The sequence below is a fragment of the Arsukibacterium sp. genome, from assembly GCF_033721375.1.
Lineage (GTDB): Bacteria > Pseudomonadota > Gammaproteobacteria > Enterobacterales > Alteromonadaceae > Alishewanella.
The window spans coordinates 282894-297914 of sequence record NZ_JAWWAP010000006.1 but is presented as its reverse complement, the minus strand read 5'-3'; the positions used below and the strand labels follow the sequence as shown (position 1 = coordinate 297914).

At 54.4% G+C, this 15021-nt stretch carries 15 protein-coding genes; all 15 read left to right on the top strand.

The genetic code is table 11. The features are described from left to right. Window positions 1-137 precede the first annotated feature (137 nt). Genes R3187_RS11510 through R3187_RS11440 form a run of 15 tightly spaced genes read left to right on the top strand, consistent with a single transcriptional unit; the run spans window position 138 to window position 15020 of the window. A complete protein-coding gene (locus tag R3187_RS11510) occupies window positions 138-2744 on the top strand; it encodes a hypothetical protein (protein ID WP_318967190.1) in 2607 nt (868 codons plus the stop codon). Further along, a complete protein-coding gene (locus R3187_RS11505; protein ID WP_318967189.1) occupies window positions 2745-3476 on the top strand; it encodes an SH3 domain-containing protein in 732 nt (243 codons plus the stop codon). Next, window positions 3446-4087 carry an outer membrane beta-barrel domain-containing protein gene (locus R3187_RS11500; RefSeq protein ID WP_318967188.1) on the top strand — a complete coding sequence of 214 codons (642 nt, stop codon included), beginning with the start codon at window positions 3446-3448 and terminating at the stop codon, window positions 4085-4087. The genes R3187_RS11505 and R3187_RS11500 overlap by 31 nt, the downstream gene beginning before the upstream one ends. Window positions 4088-4103: 16 nt before the next feature. Next, window positions 4104-4595 (top strand): TlpA disulfide reductase family protein, encoded by a 492-nt coding sequence (locus R3187_RS11495; protein ID WP_318967187.1) that lies wholly within the window; start codon window positions 4104-4106, stop codon window positions 4593-4595. Then, a complete protein-coding gene (locus tag R3187_RS11490; RefSeq protein WP_318967186.1) occupies window positions 4561-4809 on the top strand; it encodes a DUF4266 domain-containing protein in 249 nt (82 codons plus the stop codon). Before R3187_RS11495 ends, R3187_RS11490 begins: the two co-directional genes overlap by 35 nt. After that, entirely contained in the window at window positions 4796-5935 is a 1140-nt protein-coding gene (locus R3187_RS11485; RefSeq protein ID WP_318967185.1) for a DUF3570 domain-containing protein, read from the top strand. Before R3187_RS11490 ends, R3187_RS11485 begins: the two co-directional genes overlap by 14 nt. A gap of 12 nt (window positions 5936-5947) precedes the next feature. Then, window positions 5948-6502, top strand: a complete 555-nt coding sequence (locus R3187_RS11480; protein WP_318967184.1) for an AraC family transcriptional regulator — start codon at window positions 5948-5950, stop codon at window positions 6500-6502. After that, window positions 6487-8355: a hypothetical protein gene (locus R3187_RS11475; RefSeq protein ID WP_318967183.1), complete on the top strand. Its 1869-nt coding sequence runs from the start codon at window positions 6487-6489 to the stop codon at window positions 8353-8355. Before R3187_RS11480 ends, R3187_RS11475 begins: the two co-directional genes overlap by 16 nt. After that, window positions 8355-11258: a tetratricopeptide repeat protein gene (locus R3187_RS11470; protein WP_318967182.1), complete on the top strand. Its 2904-nt coding sequence runs from the start codon at window positions 8355-8357 to the stop codon at window positions 11256-11258. The genes R3187_RS11475 and R3187_RS11470 overlap by 1 nt, the downstream gene beginning before the upstream one ends. Continuing rightward, window positions 11245-11976, top strand: a complete 732-nt coding sequence (locus tag R3187_RS11465) for a tetratricopeptide repeat protein (RefSeq protein WP_318967181.1) — start codon at window positions 11245-11247, stop codon at window positions 11974-11976. The genes R3187_RS11470 and R3187_RS11465 overlap by 14 nt, the downstream gene beginning before the upstream one ends. A gap of 3 nt (window positions 11977-11979) precedes the next feature. Beyond that, entirely contained in the window at window positions 11980-12387 is a 408-nt protein-coding gene (locus tag R3187_RS11460) for a hypothetical protein (protein ID WP_318967180.1), read from the top strand. A 12-nt stretch (window positions 12388-12399) separates the two neighbouring features. Further along, window positions 12400-13059, top strand: coding sequence for a MotA/TolQ/ExbB proton channel family protein (locus tag R3187_RS11455; protein ID WP_318967179.1), 660 nt, complete (start codon window positions 12400-12402; stop codon window positions 13057-13059). Continuing rightward, entirely contained in the window at window positions 13043-13567 is a 525-nt protein-coding gene (locus R3187_RS11450; RefSeq protein WP_318967178.1) for a biopolymer transporter ExbD, read from the top strand. The genes R3187_RS11455 and R3187_RS11450 overlap by 17 nt, the downstream gene beginning before the upstream one ends. Further along, entirely contained in the window at window positions 13564-14088 is a 525-nt protein-coding gene (locus tag R3187_RS11445) for a biopolymer transporter ExbD (protein ID WP_318967177.1), read from the top strand. Before R3187_RS11450 ends, R3187_RS11445 begins: the two co-directional genes overlap by 4 nt. After that, window positions 14085-15020, top strand: a complete 936-nt coding sequence (locus R3187_RS11440; RefSeq protein ID WP_318967176.1) for an AgmX/PglI C-terminal domain-containing protein — start codon at window positions 14085-14087, stop codon at window positions 15018-15020. The genes R3187_RS11445 and R3187_RS11440 overlap by 4 nt, the downstream gene beginning before the upstream one ends. Window position 15021: the final 1 nt, after the last annotated feature.

Genomic DNA, 15021 nt, shown 5'->3' with positions numbered 1-15021 from the left:
TCTTGCTCTGCTAAATAGCGACCGGTAATCTGGTAAGCCTGATTTTACTAAAAAACTTAATTTGTTAACATTTAATCAATTAACATTTATTCAATTACTATTGTTGTCATCGCTGTAGGTGGCTGGTACTGCTAATAATGATTAAACATACCTTACTGTTGTTGGCTGGCTTCACCTGTCTGGTCGGCTGCAACGCCGACATCAGCGTCCAGGACGAACCTAACGACCCGGTTGCCCAGGAATATCCGCTGGCCTATGTGGCCAGGCCAATAATGGACGACCAGGATGAACCCTTTCAGATCACGCTGACAGCACCGGAGCAATTTAATCCCGGCGCACAGCTTATGCTTAAACAAAATGCGTTTGCTCAGTCAGCAGAGCGCGAGTTACTGGCTGAACTTTTTGCCGGTGCACCGTACGATGTCAAAGATTTAGTGGTGTCGCCGGATGGCGATACGTTGTTATTTGCGCTACGGCCACCTGAGCTGGCAGACGTACCGGACGAATTGCAGCCTAGCTGGAGCATCTGGCGCTACAGTCGCAGCACTGATACGGTTGAGCCTGTCATTGCCGATCCGCTGCGTGCTGAACAGGGACATGACATTAATCCCGGCTTTTTAGCCGACGGCCGTATTGTGTTCAGCTCCAGCCGGCAGCAAAAAGCCCGGCAAATTTTACTGGATGAATTTAAACCACAGTACAGTGGTTTACATGAAGATTTACAGGGGCCGGCTTTTAATTTACATGTGATGAATGCCGATGGCACAGAGATTGAACAAATTAGTTTTAATCTGAGCCACGATTTGTATCCGGTTGTCCGGCCCGATGGCCACATTCTCTACAGCCGCTGGGATAACCAATCCGACCGCAATATGTTTAACTGGTATCAGATGCGTCCGGACGGCTCTGCCAATCAGCTGCTGTACGGCTGGCATTCCCATCAGACCGGGCCGGGCAACAGCCAGGTCGATTTTGCCAGACCGCTGCTGCAGGCGAACGGCGAGGTAGCGGCGTTATTACGCAGCCGGCAGCAGGATGGTCTGAATGTGATGCCAGTGCAAATTGCCCTGGCACTGGCCAGTGATAATCAGCAACCTTTGTATCAGGAAGTGCTTAATTTACCGGCCCAAACACCGTTGCTGCCTTGGGATTTTGATAACTCCAGCCGGCCGGAGCCTGCTGGCCTGGTGCAGAATGTGTTTGCGTTACAGGACGGCTCTGAGCGGTTTCTGGTCAGCTGGGCACCGTGTCAGGTTATCGTTGATGAACAGCTGACCAGCTGTGCGCTGGTCGCCGATCCGACTGAGTATCCGCTGGCGACGCCCCGTTTTGGCTTATGGTTATTTGATCTGGCAAAGCAGACTCAGATCCCGGTGAAACTGGGTACTGAGCAACAATTGCTAACCGAAGCGGTGGTGTTGCAGGATTATCCGCGACCGGCATTTTTGCCTGCTAACCCTGATGCCGATCCGATGCTGGCTGAGGTTGGCGAAGCGATTCTGGACATTCGCAGTGTCTATGATATCGGTGGCGAGCCAGTGCAGCCAATTGGTCAGTTAGCAGACCCGATGCAAACGAGCGCGGCACAGCGGCCGGTGCGTTATTTAAGTCTGATCCGGGGCGTGCCAATTCCGCCGGAAGAGCTGCGCGAAGTACCGAATTTTGCGTTTGGCGTTAACCGGCGGCAATTAATGCGTGAGTTAGTGGGTATTACCCCGGTGCAGCCAGATGGCTCAGTGCGGGTTAAAGTACCGGCTAATGTACCGCTGGCACTTAGTTTACTGAACGCTGATGGCCAGGCGGTATCGGCGCAGCATCAACAGTGGATAACCTTGGCCGCTGGCGAAACTTTAAGCTGCAATGGTTGCCACACAGCAAACACAACCAGGCCACATGGCAGAGTGAGCGGTGAATGGCCAACGATTAACCCCGGCCCGGCCAGTGCCGCTGGCTCTTTTGCTAATGCCAACCCATTATTGCCGCCAAATGCCGGTGAGACGATGGCCCAAACGATGGCGCGGTTGCTGGGCGAACAAACCTTAACTGCAGCCCTGGATTTCGAGGATATCTGGACCGATCCGGCGTTACGCCAGCCTGATCCGGCAGAACTGAATCAGTTTACTGATCTTGCAACCACGACTCCCGTTGGTCTGGAATGCTTTAACAGCTGGCAGGCTGCCTGTCGGCTACGGATAGACTATCCCACCCATATTCAGCCGCTATGGCAGCTGGACCGGCGTCAGTTTGACCCGCTGACCAATGAATTACTCCGTGATTACACCTGTGTCAGCTGTCACAGCAGAACAGATGCTGCCGGCGCCACGGTATTACCGGTAGCGCAGCTGGAACTGACCGATCAGGCCTCAGATGTGCAGGCTGAGCATATGGCCAGCTATCGTGAACTGCTCAGTAATGATAACGAGCAGGAAGTTATTGGTGGTGTGCTGGTCGACCGGTTGGTGCAGCAAGTCGATGCTGACGGTAACCCGGTGTTTTTACGCGATGCCGATGGCGAATTGATTCTGGACGAAGACGGCAATCCAATACCGGTGATGGTTACCGTGCCTGTGCAGTCCACGATGCGGGCCGGCGGTGCACTGGCCAGCCAACGGTTTTTCCGGCAGTTTGCTCAGGGCGGCAGCCATCAAGGCTACTTGTCGGCAGCTGAACTGAGGTTAATCAGTCAGTGGCTGGATATGGGTGCGCAGTACTATAACTCACCTTTTGTTGTGGAGTCTGACTAGATGCGCTGGTGCGGCTTGCTTTGTCTGCTGCTGATTGCGCCGGTTCTGGCGCAGCAGGCGGCTGTGCTGGGCCAGCAGGTTACTGTCCAGAAAGACTTTGTTGACCTGCGCACCGGCCCCGGCCGCGGTTATCCGATTGTTCAGGTCGCGCTGAAAAATGACAGTTTGCAATTACTGAAGCAGCGCACAGCCTGGGTTAAGGTACAGTACCGGCAGCAACAGCTATGGCTGGCAGCTTCCGAGCTGGATTATTTATACCCGGTTGGCGCTACGCAAAGCGTCACCGCCCTATGGCAGGCAGATCAGGCCCCGCTAAGCTGGCAGCTTGGGGTTGCAGCCGGAGATTTTGCCGGTACCAGTTATTATCAGTTAAGTGGCAGCTACCTGTTTTCAGAGGTTGTGGCACTGGAGCTCAGTGCCGGGCAGGGCAGTGGCCAGCAAGCCAGCAGTCAGCAGTATTTACTGCAGCTTAGTATCAGCCCGTGGCCACACTGGCAGGTTTCGCCCTATATCGCGCTGGGTGGCGGTGTATTGCTGACCCGGCCCAGAACGGTGCTGGTGCAAACCCCGGAGCGGCGCAGCCCGCTGGCAACAATGGAACTGGGTTTAAATTATCCGCTGACACCGCGGATGCAGGCAAACCTGCGTTATCGCAGAGCGCTGGTCAGTACCGACCGCGATGTAAATGAAGAGACGAATACATGGTTAATTGGATTACGGCTGGCGTTCTAGCCAGTGTTTTAATACTGCCAAGTACGGCAGCGTTTGCCCGGCAGGACAGCGACAGCAGCAGCCGGATTGAGCCCCAGATTGACCAGTCTGAAGTGATACCTGCCCGGCTGGACACCGAGAATTTTGCGATAGCACTGCGCGGTGGTGCATTGGCTATCGAAGACTTTGGTAACAGCGGCCTGGCAGCGCTACAGCTGAGTTACCACATTAACGAAGATTTTTATATCAGTGCGGAATATGCACTGGCCAAGGCCGGCCTGACCTCGTACGAGCGGTTAAGCGGCGCGGCCCCGCTGTTAACGGACGATGAGCGGCAATGGCATTATTATGGTGCAGAGCTTGGTTATGTGTTGTTACCAGGCCAGGTATACCTCGGTAAGGATTATGCCGTCAATACCGGCTGGTCGTTGTTTGCCGGTGCCGGCAATGTGGATTTTGCCGGGGACACGGTGTTTGCTGTCAAATTTGGCAGTCAGTTCCGGCTCTATCTGACTGACTGGCTGGCGATGGATCTGGTGGTGAGTGACTATGTGTTTGAAACCACTATTTTAGCGGAAAGTAAAACGACCCATAACCTGAGTATGGCCCTGGGCCTTGCTGTTTATTTTTAAAAAACGGGAAAGTTGTATGAAAACACTGTTATTGAGTATGTTGTTAACTGTGCTGTCATTAAGTGCCCACAGTGCAAAAGCGGATTCGCAGGCGCCAGCGCCCGATTTTACCCTTAAAGCGTTAACCGGCGTAAATCTGCGGCTGGCTGAACAGCGCGGCGACATTATCGTGCTGAATTTCTGGGCCAGCTGGTGTGGTCCTTGTCTGCAGGAAATGCCGGCGCTGGATAAACTGGCCAGTAAGTATCAGCCTTTAGGGGTGCAGATATGGGGGGTCAATGTCGAAGCGGACAGCAGTGCGGCAGAGAAATATCTGAGTAAGACCCGGGTCGAATTTCCGATTTTGTTTGATACCGAAAACAATGTTTCAGAGAGCTATCAGGTTCAGGCGATGCCGACCACGGTGATCATTAATAAAGATGGCAACGTGCACAGTGTTCATCGCGGTTATAAGCCGGGTTACGAGCAGAAATATGAAAATGATATTAAAACCCTGCTGCGCAATTAAGCTGCTGACAGCCATGCTGCTGTTATCGGGGCTGGCTGGTTGCGCCAGTATTGAACCCTGGGTGAAACCTTATGAGCGGGCCGAACTGGCCGATCCGATAATGGCCTTTGGCCGCCATCCGATCGCGATTCAGCACAGTGCCCATGTCCGCGATTCGCGCGAAGCAGCTAAAGGTGCCGATGGCAGCGGTGGAGGCGGTTGTGGCTGTAACTAAAGTGCAGCTGGCGGCACTGGCGGCAATACTGCTTAGCGGCTCATTGTCCGCGGCAGTGCTGCCCGATAACCGGGTTGATCTGATGCACCATAGCTATCAGGGCGGCGGGGTGTCGATTGATGGCCCGGCGCTGATGCTGCGCAGTAAAATTGGTGAGCAGGTTTCTGTTTCCGGTTTCTACTATGTTGATACCGTATCCGGCGCCTCCATTGATGTGGTGGCAACCGCTTCAGCATACAGCGAAACCCGGATTGAAAGCCGGTTAGGCGTCGATTACCTGACCGGCAATAGTATTTTGTCGCTTAATTATGCGCAAAGTGATGAAGATGACTACAACGCCAAGTCGGTTTCACTGGGCGTAGCCCATGATACGTTTGGCGGCATGACCACCTTAAGTCTGAATGCCGCAGTCGGTGATGACGAAATCGGCCGTAATGGCGATGAAAGCTTCAGTGAGCAGCTACGCCGCTACAGTTATAGTGTCGGCGTGACCCAGGTTCTGACCACCCGTTGGATCAGTGCGCTGAATGCTGAAGTGGATATGGAGCAGGGCTTTTTGAACAATCCATATCGCAGTGTCCGCTTCCGCGACCCGTTGTCGGAACTGGGCTATGGCTATCAGTTTGAGCGCTATCCCAATACCCGCAATAGTTTTGCGCTGGGTCTGGTAAATAAATTTTACTTACCTTACCGGGCGGCGCTGACTGCCTCGTTGCGTCATTATCAGGACAGCTGGGATGTCCGGGCCTTTGATGCCGAGCTTGAATACATTCATCCGTTGGGTGAGCGCTGGGTGCTGGATAGCCATGTCCGCTGGTATCAGCAGGGGCAGGCCTCGTTTTATGCCGATTTATTTGATTTTGCCAATCAGCAGAATTTTATGGCCAGAGATAAAGAGCTTAGCGACTTTAACAACCTGAGTGTGGGTATCGGCGCCAGTTACCGGTTTGCCAGCTGGTCCTGGTGGCCGGCAGCCAAGCCTGAATTAAACCTGGAGTGGGACCATATCCGCTTTAGCTACAACAATTTTCGAAATGTCACCGTTACCGGAGCAGAGGCCGGCGCTGAACCGTTATATCAGCTAACAGCGAATGTATACCGGGCCTTTTTCAGTATTTATTTTTAGTGGGGTTGCAGCATGAGATGTCAGTTTGTCCGTTCTGTACTGCTTAGCATTATGTTGCTGGCGGTGCCGTTTTTATCCAGCGCAGCTACCACCGAATCCAGCGCAGCAACCACTGACGCGTCTGCTCAGCAGCAACTGGAGCAGTTAAAACAACAGGCGATAGCACTTAACCGTGAGTTGTTTATTCTGGAAGAAGAATTATTGTTTCCCCCGCAAACCCAGCTGGCTGTTTTTGTCTCGGTTGATGCCGGCAGTTTTTTCCGGCTGGACAGTATTCAGCTTAAGTTAAATGATCAAGCAGTGACGGCACATCTGTATACCGAAAGTCAGCTGGCGGGCTTAGCTCGTGGTGCAGTTCAGCCGCTTTATAAAGGTAATATCCGCGCGGGTGACCATACGTTAACGGCAGTGTTTGTCGGCAAGGGCCCGGAAGATCGTGATTATCGGCGGGCGGTCAGCCATCGTTTTACCAAAGCTGATGAAGCCGTTTTGCTGGAGCTGAAAATTACCGACAGCAGTGCTGATTACCAACCTGATTTCAGCGTGGAAGTATGGTCCGGCAATTGAGCATAAAGCTGACATCCCGCCTGCTGCTGTCAATGCTGGGGGCGTGCCTGCTGCTACCTGCTGCGGCCGAACCGTTGCAGCGCACCGAGAAGCAATACCGGCTGGCTGCCTGGCATTTTTATCAGGATGATTATTATCAGGCGCTGTTGCAGTTAGCAATGGCCGCAGAAAGCCCGGCCAAAGCCAGCTTGTTACAAGCCGGGCTGTTATTGCAGCTGGACATGCCGGTCGCCACGGCCGCTTTGCTGCAGACGTTACTGGATGATCAGACACTCAGTGGCAAGTTACCCCGGCAGCTGCGCAATGTGGCGCTGCTGCAATACAGTCGCTATCTGTTCGGGCAGCAGCAAACTGAGCTGGCAAAACAGTACCTTAACCAGTTAAATCCGCCATTAGACGAACTGGCCGGTCAGGCAGAGTTGTTAAACCAATTACTGAACTGGCCGGCAATCGCCACCAGCGATACCGATGTTTTTAAGCGGTTGGCTGGTCACAGTGAACTGCCGTATGTGGTGATTAATCAGATTCTGGCATTACGCCAGCAACAGCAACCAGAGCAGGCGCTGGCGTTGCTGGGCGAGCTGAACGATCGGTTGCAGCCAGACACCCAGGTAGGTTTCTGGCTGCAGTTATTTCGCTGGCGCTGGTCAGATCCGTTACTGAATGACAGCAGTGAACGCCAGGCACTGGCCGATTATCTGCAATTGCTGCAGGCCGGTTTGCTGGTCGATCAACTGCAATGGGCTGATGCGCAGCAGCTGCTGAGTGACTTTGCCAGCAATAGTGTGCTGACATTGCCGGCCATGACCCTGTATCGTGACGTGTTGACTGAAAACCGGCAAATTCCAACCCTGTTATCGGTGTTGCAGCAACTGATTGCCCGTTATCCTTACGCCCGGGCCAGCTGGCTGGCGGCGCACCAGCTGGGTAATCAGTTTGAACGCGCTCTGGCCCAACAGGATGCGCTGGCTGCCTATCGCTGGGCCGATCAGTACTATCAGCAGCAGTTAGCGGACAACAACGGCCATGCCCGGCCCGTTACCCTGGGACAACTGGCCGAGCCCTCCACGCTTAGTGGCTGGCAGCAGTATCAGCTACGCCAGCAAGCTGGATTATTTCAGCTGAGCAACCAGCTGGATGGATTACAACAGTTACATCAACTGCAGCAGCAACGCTTAAGCCGGCTGGACAACCTTAGTGACGTCGTCCGGTTTAAACTGGCGCAGCAGCAGCAATTACTTACTACGGCATTGCCCGCTTTAACGGCCAGGCAGCAAGCACTGCAACTGCAGGCTGAGCAGCTGACTAGCGCTATCGCCAATGCCAAAGCACAGCCGATGGCTCAGCAATTGTGGCTGGATGACAGTGAACAGAATTATGCCCAGCTGCAGTTGATGCTCAGCAATGCCCGGGGCCGGGTTGAGGCACTGACTGCTGCCGGGCGTGATGTGTCTCAGGCCAAGGAGCGTTTAAACCGGTTAGCCGGTATTTTGCAGTGGCATTATCAGTACAACAGAGCTGAGCGAGACTGGCAGCTGAGCAAACAACAGCAGCAATTGACAGCCCAGCTCAGCCGCAGTGAACAGGCGCTTGCGCGGTTAACCCGGCTTGATGGCAAAACGGAGCGTTTATTGGCGCAACAGCAGCAGCTGGCCATCCTGACTGAGCAGGAAAGCCGGTTTGCCACAGCGTTGGCCGCCCGGCAGCAGTTGTTATTGGCCCAGCTGAATAATGACCTGCAACAATTACGCCTGGCCGAACGCGGGCAATTGCTGGAAATGCGCCGGTTAAATACCCAGGCCATTGCCCGGGTAATAGAGCAGTTATTACTGACCTCACAGGAGGAGCAGTAATGCACAAGCTAACGACTTACAAAGTATCCTCTTTACTGGTTGTGTCGCTGTTAGCTGGTTGCAGCAGTGTGCCGGATAACACTGTGCGCCGCCCGACCCTGGCAGAGCTGGCACCTTTTAATCAGACCGCGTTGCCAGAGCCTGAACGGGTAACTGCCGCGCAGCTTAAGCAGGTGTATCAGGATTTATTAGCTCTGGCGCCAGCTGCTGCGGTGCGCCAGAAAGTACTTTATCGCTTATCGCAATTAAATACCCGCCAGCTGGAACTCAGTGAACTGGAACCGGCCGCTGAGCAACAGGCGCTACTGACGCTCATTACCGAATACCGGACGTTGCTGGCGCAGTTTCCGGCTGATCCGAACAATGAATTAATTCATTATCAGCTGGCGAGGGCGCTTGATTTAACCGGTGACAGCCAGGCTGCCCAGCAGCAAATGCAAGTGTTGCTTGAGCAATACCCGCAAAGTGAATTTGCCGCTGAACTCTGGTTCCGGATTGGTGATATTTACTACAGTCAGAGCCGCTACTCAGAGGCGTTAACGGCATTTGAGCAGGTGCTGGCGCTGGCCGGGCCAGAGCTGAGCCAGCATGCGTTGTATATGAGTGGCTGGAGTCATTTCCAGCTGCAGCAATATGCCGCGGCCGATGATGCCTTTTTGCAGGCGCTGGATTTAACTTATCATCAGCGTCTTGCTGCAGACGAGCAGCAAAGCCTGCGCCAGGAACTACAGCGTATCTTAAGCATTTCGCTCAGTTATCAGCAGCAGGCAGCAAGCTTACTGGCGTTACTGCAGCGGGCAGCATTTCGCGACGGCCCGCCAGAGCAGCGGCCGGTTGCCTATCAGGCTGCGTTATATCAGGCGCTGGCCGACTTTTTATTTGAAAAGGAGCTGAACCAGGCCGCACTGGACAGTTACCGGCTGTTTATCAGCGATCAGCCACTGGCTATCGAAGCGGCCCGGATGCAACTGCAGTTAGTGCAGTATCATCTGGATTATGCCGAAGCGGCAGCGGCAGAGCAGGCGCAACAGGCCTTTATCAGCCGGTTTGGCCCGGCCAGCGACTTCTGGCAACAGGCACGGCCAAGCGAGCTGGCTGAACTGGCGCCGCGCCTTGCCCAGTATCTGGATTATTTCGGCCGGCAGAGGCATCAACAGGCGCTGCAAGCCAGCGCTGAGGAGAAGCCACAGCAGTTTGCCACGCTGGCAGGCTACTGGCAGCAGTTATTGCAGGTACATCCTTTGTTAGCGGAAGATCAGCGGGACGACAGCTTGCTGTGGCCGGACGATATTCGTTATTTGCTGGCAGAAGCGCTGTCAGAAAGCGGTGAGCGCAAAGCAGCGCTGGCAGCCTATCAGCAATTGGGCTATCCGACCACCGAGCTTAATGCTCAGAGCTTTACCGCTGAGCAGGCCGCCTACCGGGCACTGCTGCTAAGTGAAGCGCTGGCAAAAGCAGCGCCGGCCGACAGGGTTGCGGCTGATACCTGGTGGCAGCAACAGCAGCAGTTTGTCCGCTGGCACAGCCGCCACCCGGCGGCTCAGCAAATCGCCCTGAATCAACTGACCGATCTTTATCAGCAGCAGGCCTATGCCGAGGTGGCAGACTATGCCAGCCGGGTAACAGACTGGCCGCACCCGGAACTCAGCAACCGGCAACTGGTAAATGAAGCGTTATTTATTGTCAGCCAAACCGAACTGGCGCAGCAAGACTATGCCAAAGCAGAGCAAAGCATTGCCGATTTGCTGACAATTTATGCCGCCGATGCCAGTTTAAACGCAGCCGCAACTGCCGCCAGCAGTGTTGTTGCTAAGCGCTACCAGTTGCTGACTGAGCAGCGGGCGTCAGCGGTTTATCAGCAGGCGCAGCAAACCGGCATAACAATTGCGCAGCGGCTGCAGCATATCGAGCGGTTATTGCAACTGCCGGTATCGGAATATCACCAAAGTGCTGCTTATCAGCAAATCAGCCTGTTACTGGAGCAGCAGGCATTGCCACAAGCGATCAGCCTGATGCAGGCCTATCAGCAACGCTATCCCAATAGTGCCGAGCTGCCAGCCATTAGCCGGGCAATGTTAAACAGCTATGAGCAATTAGAAGACTGGCAAAGTGCAGCTGATTTACTTAGTCAGCAGGTTGCCACGCTAAATGCCGGCGCCGAGCAGCAGGCGCTGTTGTATAAAGCAGCAGGTTATTACTGGCAGGCCGGTAACAGCGAGGCGGCACGGCTGGCCTATCGCAGTTATGCCAATCAGTATCCTGAGCCTCATTTGCAGGCGCAGGAAGCCCGTTCCCGGCTGGTTCAGTTATATCAGGCGCAGAATGACATCAGCCGGCGTAATTTCTGGTATCAGCGGATTGTTAATGCCGAACAGCAAAATGCGGATAAGCAAAGTGCCGGGCAGCAACAAAGCGGCAATCAGCGCAGCCGCTATCTGGCTGCGGAAGCGGCGCTGCAACTGGGGCTGCATAACAGCGCATTATTCAATGGCGTAAGCTTACGCCAGCCTCTGCGTGACAATTTAAAGAAAAAACAGGGCCATATGACCGCGGCGATAAAGTTGCTGCAAACCAGTATGAGCTGGCAGGTGGCCGATTTTTACAGTCAGGCTCAGTACCAGATTGGCGAACTGTACCAGCAAATGGCCTCGGCATTGCTGAATTCTGAACGGCCAAAAGGGCTGGATGCAATGGCGCTGGAGCAATATGACTTACTGCTTGAAGAACAGGCCTACCCGTTTGAAGAGCTGGCGATTGAAATTTATCAGCAAAATGCCGCGCTGGTCAGCCAGCCGCTGTATGACAAATGGGTAGCCGCCAGTTTCAGCAAGCTGGCTGAGTTATCGCCGGCCCGTTACCGTAAACCAGCAGTTTACCTGGAGCTCGCCGATGAAGCTTACTGACACCCGTTTTACTGGCCGCGAAAAGCTCGTTGGCAGCAGACTTGCTGTTGCGGTGCTGTTGCTGTTGTCACTGAGTCATTGTGCTCAGTTCTCCACCACTGATGATCCGGCGCGTCAGAGCGAAACTGCACAAAACAGCGAGCCGCAGCCAGCACAGCAACCCGCGGCAGAGCAGCAGCCTGCAACTGAGCAGGCGCGAACGCCGGACGTTGCCAGCGGTAGTGACTCATTGCCGGTTGCAGCCAGGCCGGTGCTGGCGCCAGAGCTGCAGCAGCAGTTTACCCAGGCTAAAGAGTTGCTGCGACAGCAGGATTATCAGGCAGCACTGAGCCTGCTTGAACCGCTGGCACTGGCGCTGCCAGACGCCCCGGGAATTCATTACAATCTGGCGGTATGTTATTGGCAGTTGCAGCAAACAGAGCAGGCCCGGGTGCAGTTGAGCGCGATACTTGCGCGCCAGCCTGACTATGTTGAAGCAGCCAATTTACTGGGTGTGATTGCCCGCCAGGCAGGTGATTTTAATCAGGCGCGGCGTTACTGGCTGGACGCACTAGCAACGCGCAGTGATTTTGCCAAAGCCCATAAAAATCTGGGGTTTTTATATGAGCTTTATCTGGCGCAGCCTGAGCAGGCCCGCTATCACTATCAGCAATACCAGCAGCTTAGCAGTGATCCGATGGCAGAAGCCTGGCTCAGCTTGCTTGAGCAGCAGGAGTAAGCGATGAAACATATCAGCATCATAACGGTTAGCCTGAGTATGTTGTTGCTAAGCAGTCTGACGTTGGCGCAGCAAGCAGAGCAAGCAGTGCAATCAGAACAAACAGCACAACCAGCACAACCAGAGCAAGCTGGCAGCGCAGCCAGCAACAGGGCTGCGGTTAATCCGCGTTCAGCTGACACGGTGCAGGTGAATATCAGCACTACCATCAGCGGTAATCAGGAGCAACCCCGCACCTTGTATGTGCTGCCATGGCAGGACAGCATAGCTCAGATCCGTATTCCGGCCCCGGAGCTTAATGTGGCGCCACCACCGATACAGCCGCTGGACCGCCAGCAGTTTTTACGTTTTATAGAGGCACAGTCGCTCCAGCAGCAACCTGCCAGTACAGCATCAACAGAAAATAATTAAGAGGTTTACAGCATGGATTTCGTCAATAGCATAGTGCGGTTTTTGCAGGAAGGTGGTTATTTTATTTTCCCCATCGCTTTTATTCTGATTTTAGGTATTGCCATTACCATTGAGCGTTGGTGGTTTTTACGCTCGGTCTATGCCAGCAATCAGCGGGCTTATCGTCAGCTGCAACCGGCCATCGCGGCGGCAGATACCAAGGCTATTGTGCAACATGCTGATAAAGATCAAACACCGCTTAGTTTAATGCTGGCCAGCGGGGTAAACCGGTTAGCCTCATCCCACCGGCGCGAAGATATGGAATATGCGATGGAAGAAGTCGTGCTGGAATACAGCCTGCGCCTGCAAAAGCGCACGCCTTTTCTGGCCACGCTGGCAAATGTCGCGACCTTACTGGGTCTGCTCGGTACTATTGTCGGCTTAATCGCCGCGTTCTCGGCTGTGGCCAACGCCGACCCGTCGGAAAAAGCCAGCTTATTGTCTTCCAGTATTTCAGTGGCGATGAATACCACCGCCTTTGGCCTGATGACCGCTATTCCGCTGGTGTTTGTCCACGCCCTGTTACAAAGTAAAACCGCCAGTATTGTCGATACCATGGAAATGGCGGGTATTAAATTAATGAATAGTATCGGACAACGTTTTACGGGTGGCCGGGATGATCAGAAAGCATAAAGTCAGCCAGAGCGAGGCTGAACTCGACATTACCTCCTTTATGAATCTGATGATCGTACTGGTGCCGGTATTGTTGCTAAGCCTGGTGTTTACTCAGATCCGGGTGCTGAATATTCAGCTGCCGCCGCAGACCGAGCAGTTGATGCAGCAGGAGCAGGATAACCCGCAAATTCTCGAGCTGGAACTGCGGGATGACCGGCTGCGGTTGAACTACCCGGCCGGCCAGTTGCTGCGGGAATTTAGCCATAACGAGCAGGGCCAGCCTGATTTTGCGGCGTTATCGGCTTTTTTACAGGATTTAAAGCTAACCTGGCAGCAGCAAAATATCAGCAAGCGGGATATCAGTATTCTGGCGCCGGAAACCCTGGACTACCAGACCCTGGTCAGTGCCATGGACACCGTCCGGGCTTTTAAAACCGTGGTCGCAGCTTCGGTGGTGGATGCAGAGTTATTTCCGGTAATTTCACTTGGTCAGTTACCGGCCGACGTCAGCGGGGGGCCTGAATGAAACAGTCATCTCGTGCCAAACGTATGTTGAAGCAAAACCAGCGGCTGGCGCAAAGCTCGAAACTAAACCTGGTTGCGCTGATGGATATTTTTACCATTCTGGTGTTTTTCCTGATGGTAAATCAGTCTGATGTGGTGGTACTACCCAGCAATAAAGAGATGAGTCTGCCGCAATCGGTGTCAGAGCAATTACCGCGCGAGCAGGTATTGTTAACGGTTACCGCTAACGGCGTATTAGTGCAGGGTAAACCGGTATGGCGCGGTGACTGGCAGCAGCCACCCGAGCAATGGCAGGAACCGCTGGCAACAGCGGTGCAGCAGGAACTGAGCTATCTGGCGGGCCGCGCTGCGCCATTAACGGCTGAGCAACAGCCGCTGGGCCGGCCGCTGACGATTCTGGCTGACGCCGCAACCCCCTATGCGGTGTTGCGCCGGCTGATGGCCATTAGTGCCGCCACCGAATACCGCGATGTATCGCTGGCGGTAGAGCAGCGTAGCAGTGCATTGGAGGCTACGCCATGACGACGTTAAGCTGGCACGCTGGCCCAGGCTGGCAGCAGGAAGATCAGTTTTTCAGCAAAGCAGTGACTGGCGGTTTGATCTTGCTGTTGTTGTTGTCGATTGCGGTACCGCTGTATCAGGTACCTGAGCGCAGCCGGCAACAACGGGAGCAATTACCGCCGCAATTAGCGCGGGTGTTATTAGAGCAGCGGGAGATAACGCCACCAGAACCGATTGAACTGCCGGAACCTGAGCCTGAACCTGCGCCGGAGCCTGAACCTGAGCCCGAGCAACAGGTGGTTGAGGCCAGCCCGGTTACCCCAGAGACGGCCAGAGCACAAGCCCAACAAGCGGGGCTGCTCGCCATGCAGGATGAACTGGCCGCGCTGCGCCAGACCTTTACCGTTAATCAGCAGGCACCTCAATTACAGCGTGATGGCCAGCAAGCAGCCGAGACAGCGGAGCCGGATCGGATCACCAACCCTGAGCTGGCCAAAACTGCCGCCAAAGCAGCGGCAGCAGTCAGTGCTGATGTCGCCAGAGCTGATCTGAATCGTGCTGAGAATACCACCCTGGCCGAAGGTGAGCTGCGTGGCCTGGCAGCATCGGCGCCGGCTTCTGCTAATAGCGGCAGTGCCAGCAGCAATGATGCCGCCACGGCCGGTGGCCGCTCCGAGGCCAGTATACGCCAAACGCTGGAAGCAAATAAAAGCAGTTTATATACCCTGTATAACCGGGCGTTGCGGGCGAACCCGTTGTTAAAAGGCAAGGTAGTGTTTGAGTTGATCATTAACCCCGACGGTAGCCTGCAACAAGTCAATATTGTCGAAAGTGAATTAAATGATGAACGGCTGGAGCGACAGTTAACGTTGCGCCTGCAGGCAGTAAATTTCGGCGCGGCCGAAGTTAAGCCAACCCGTTCCAGGTGGACTATTGCGTTTTTACCCGGTTAGC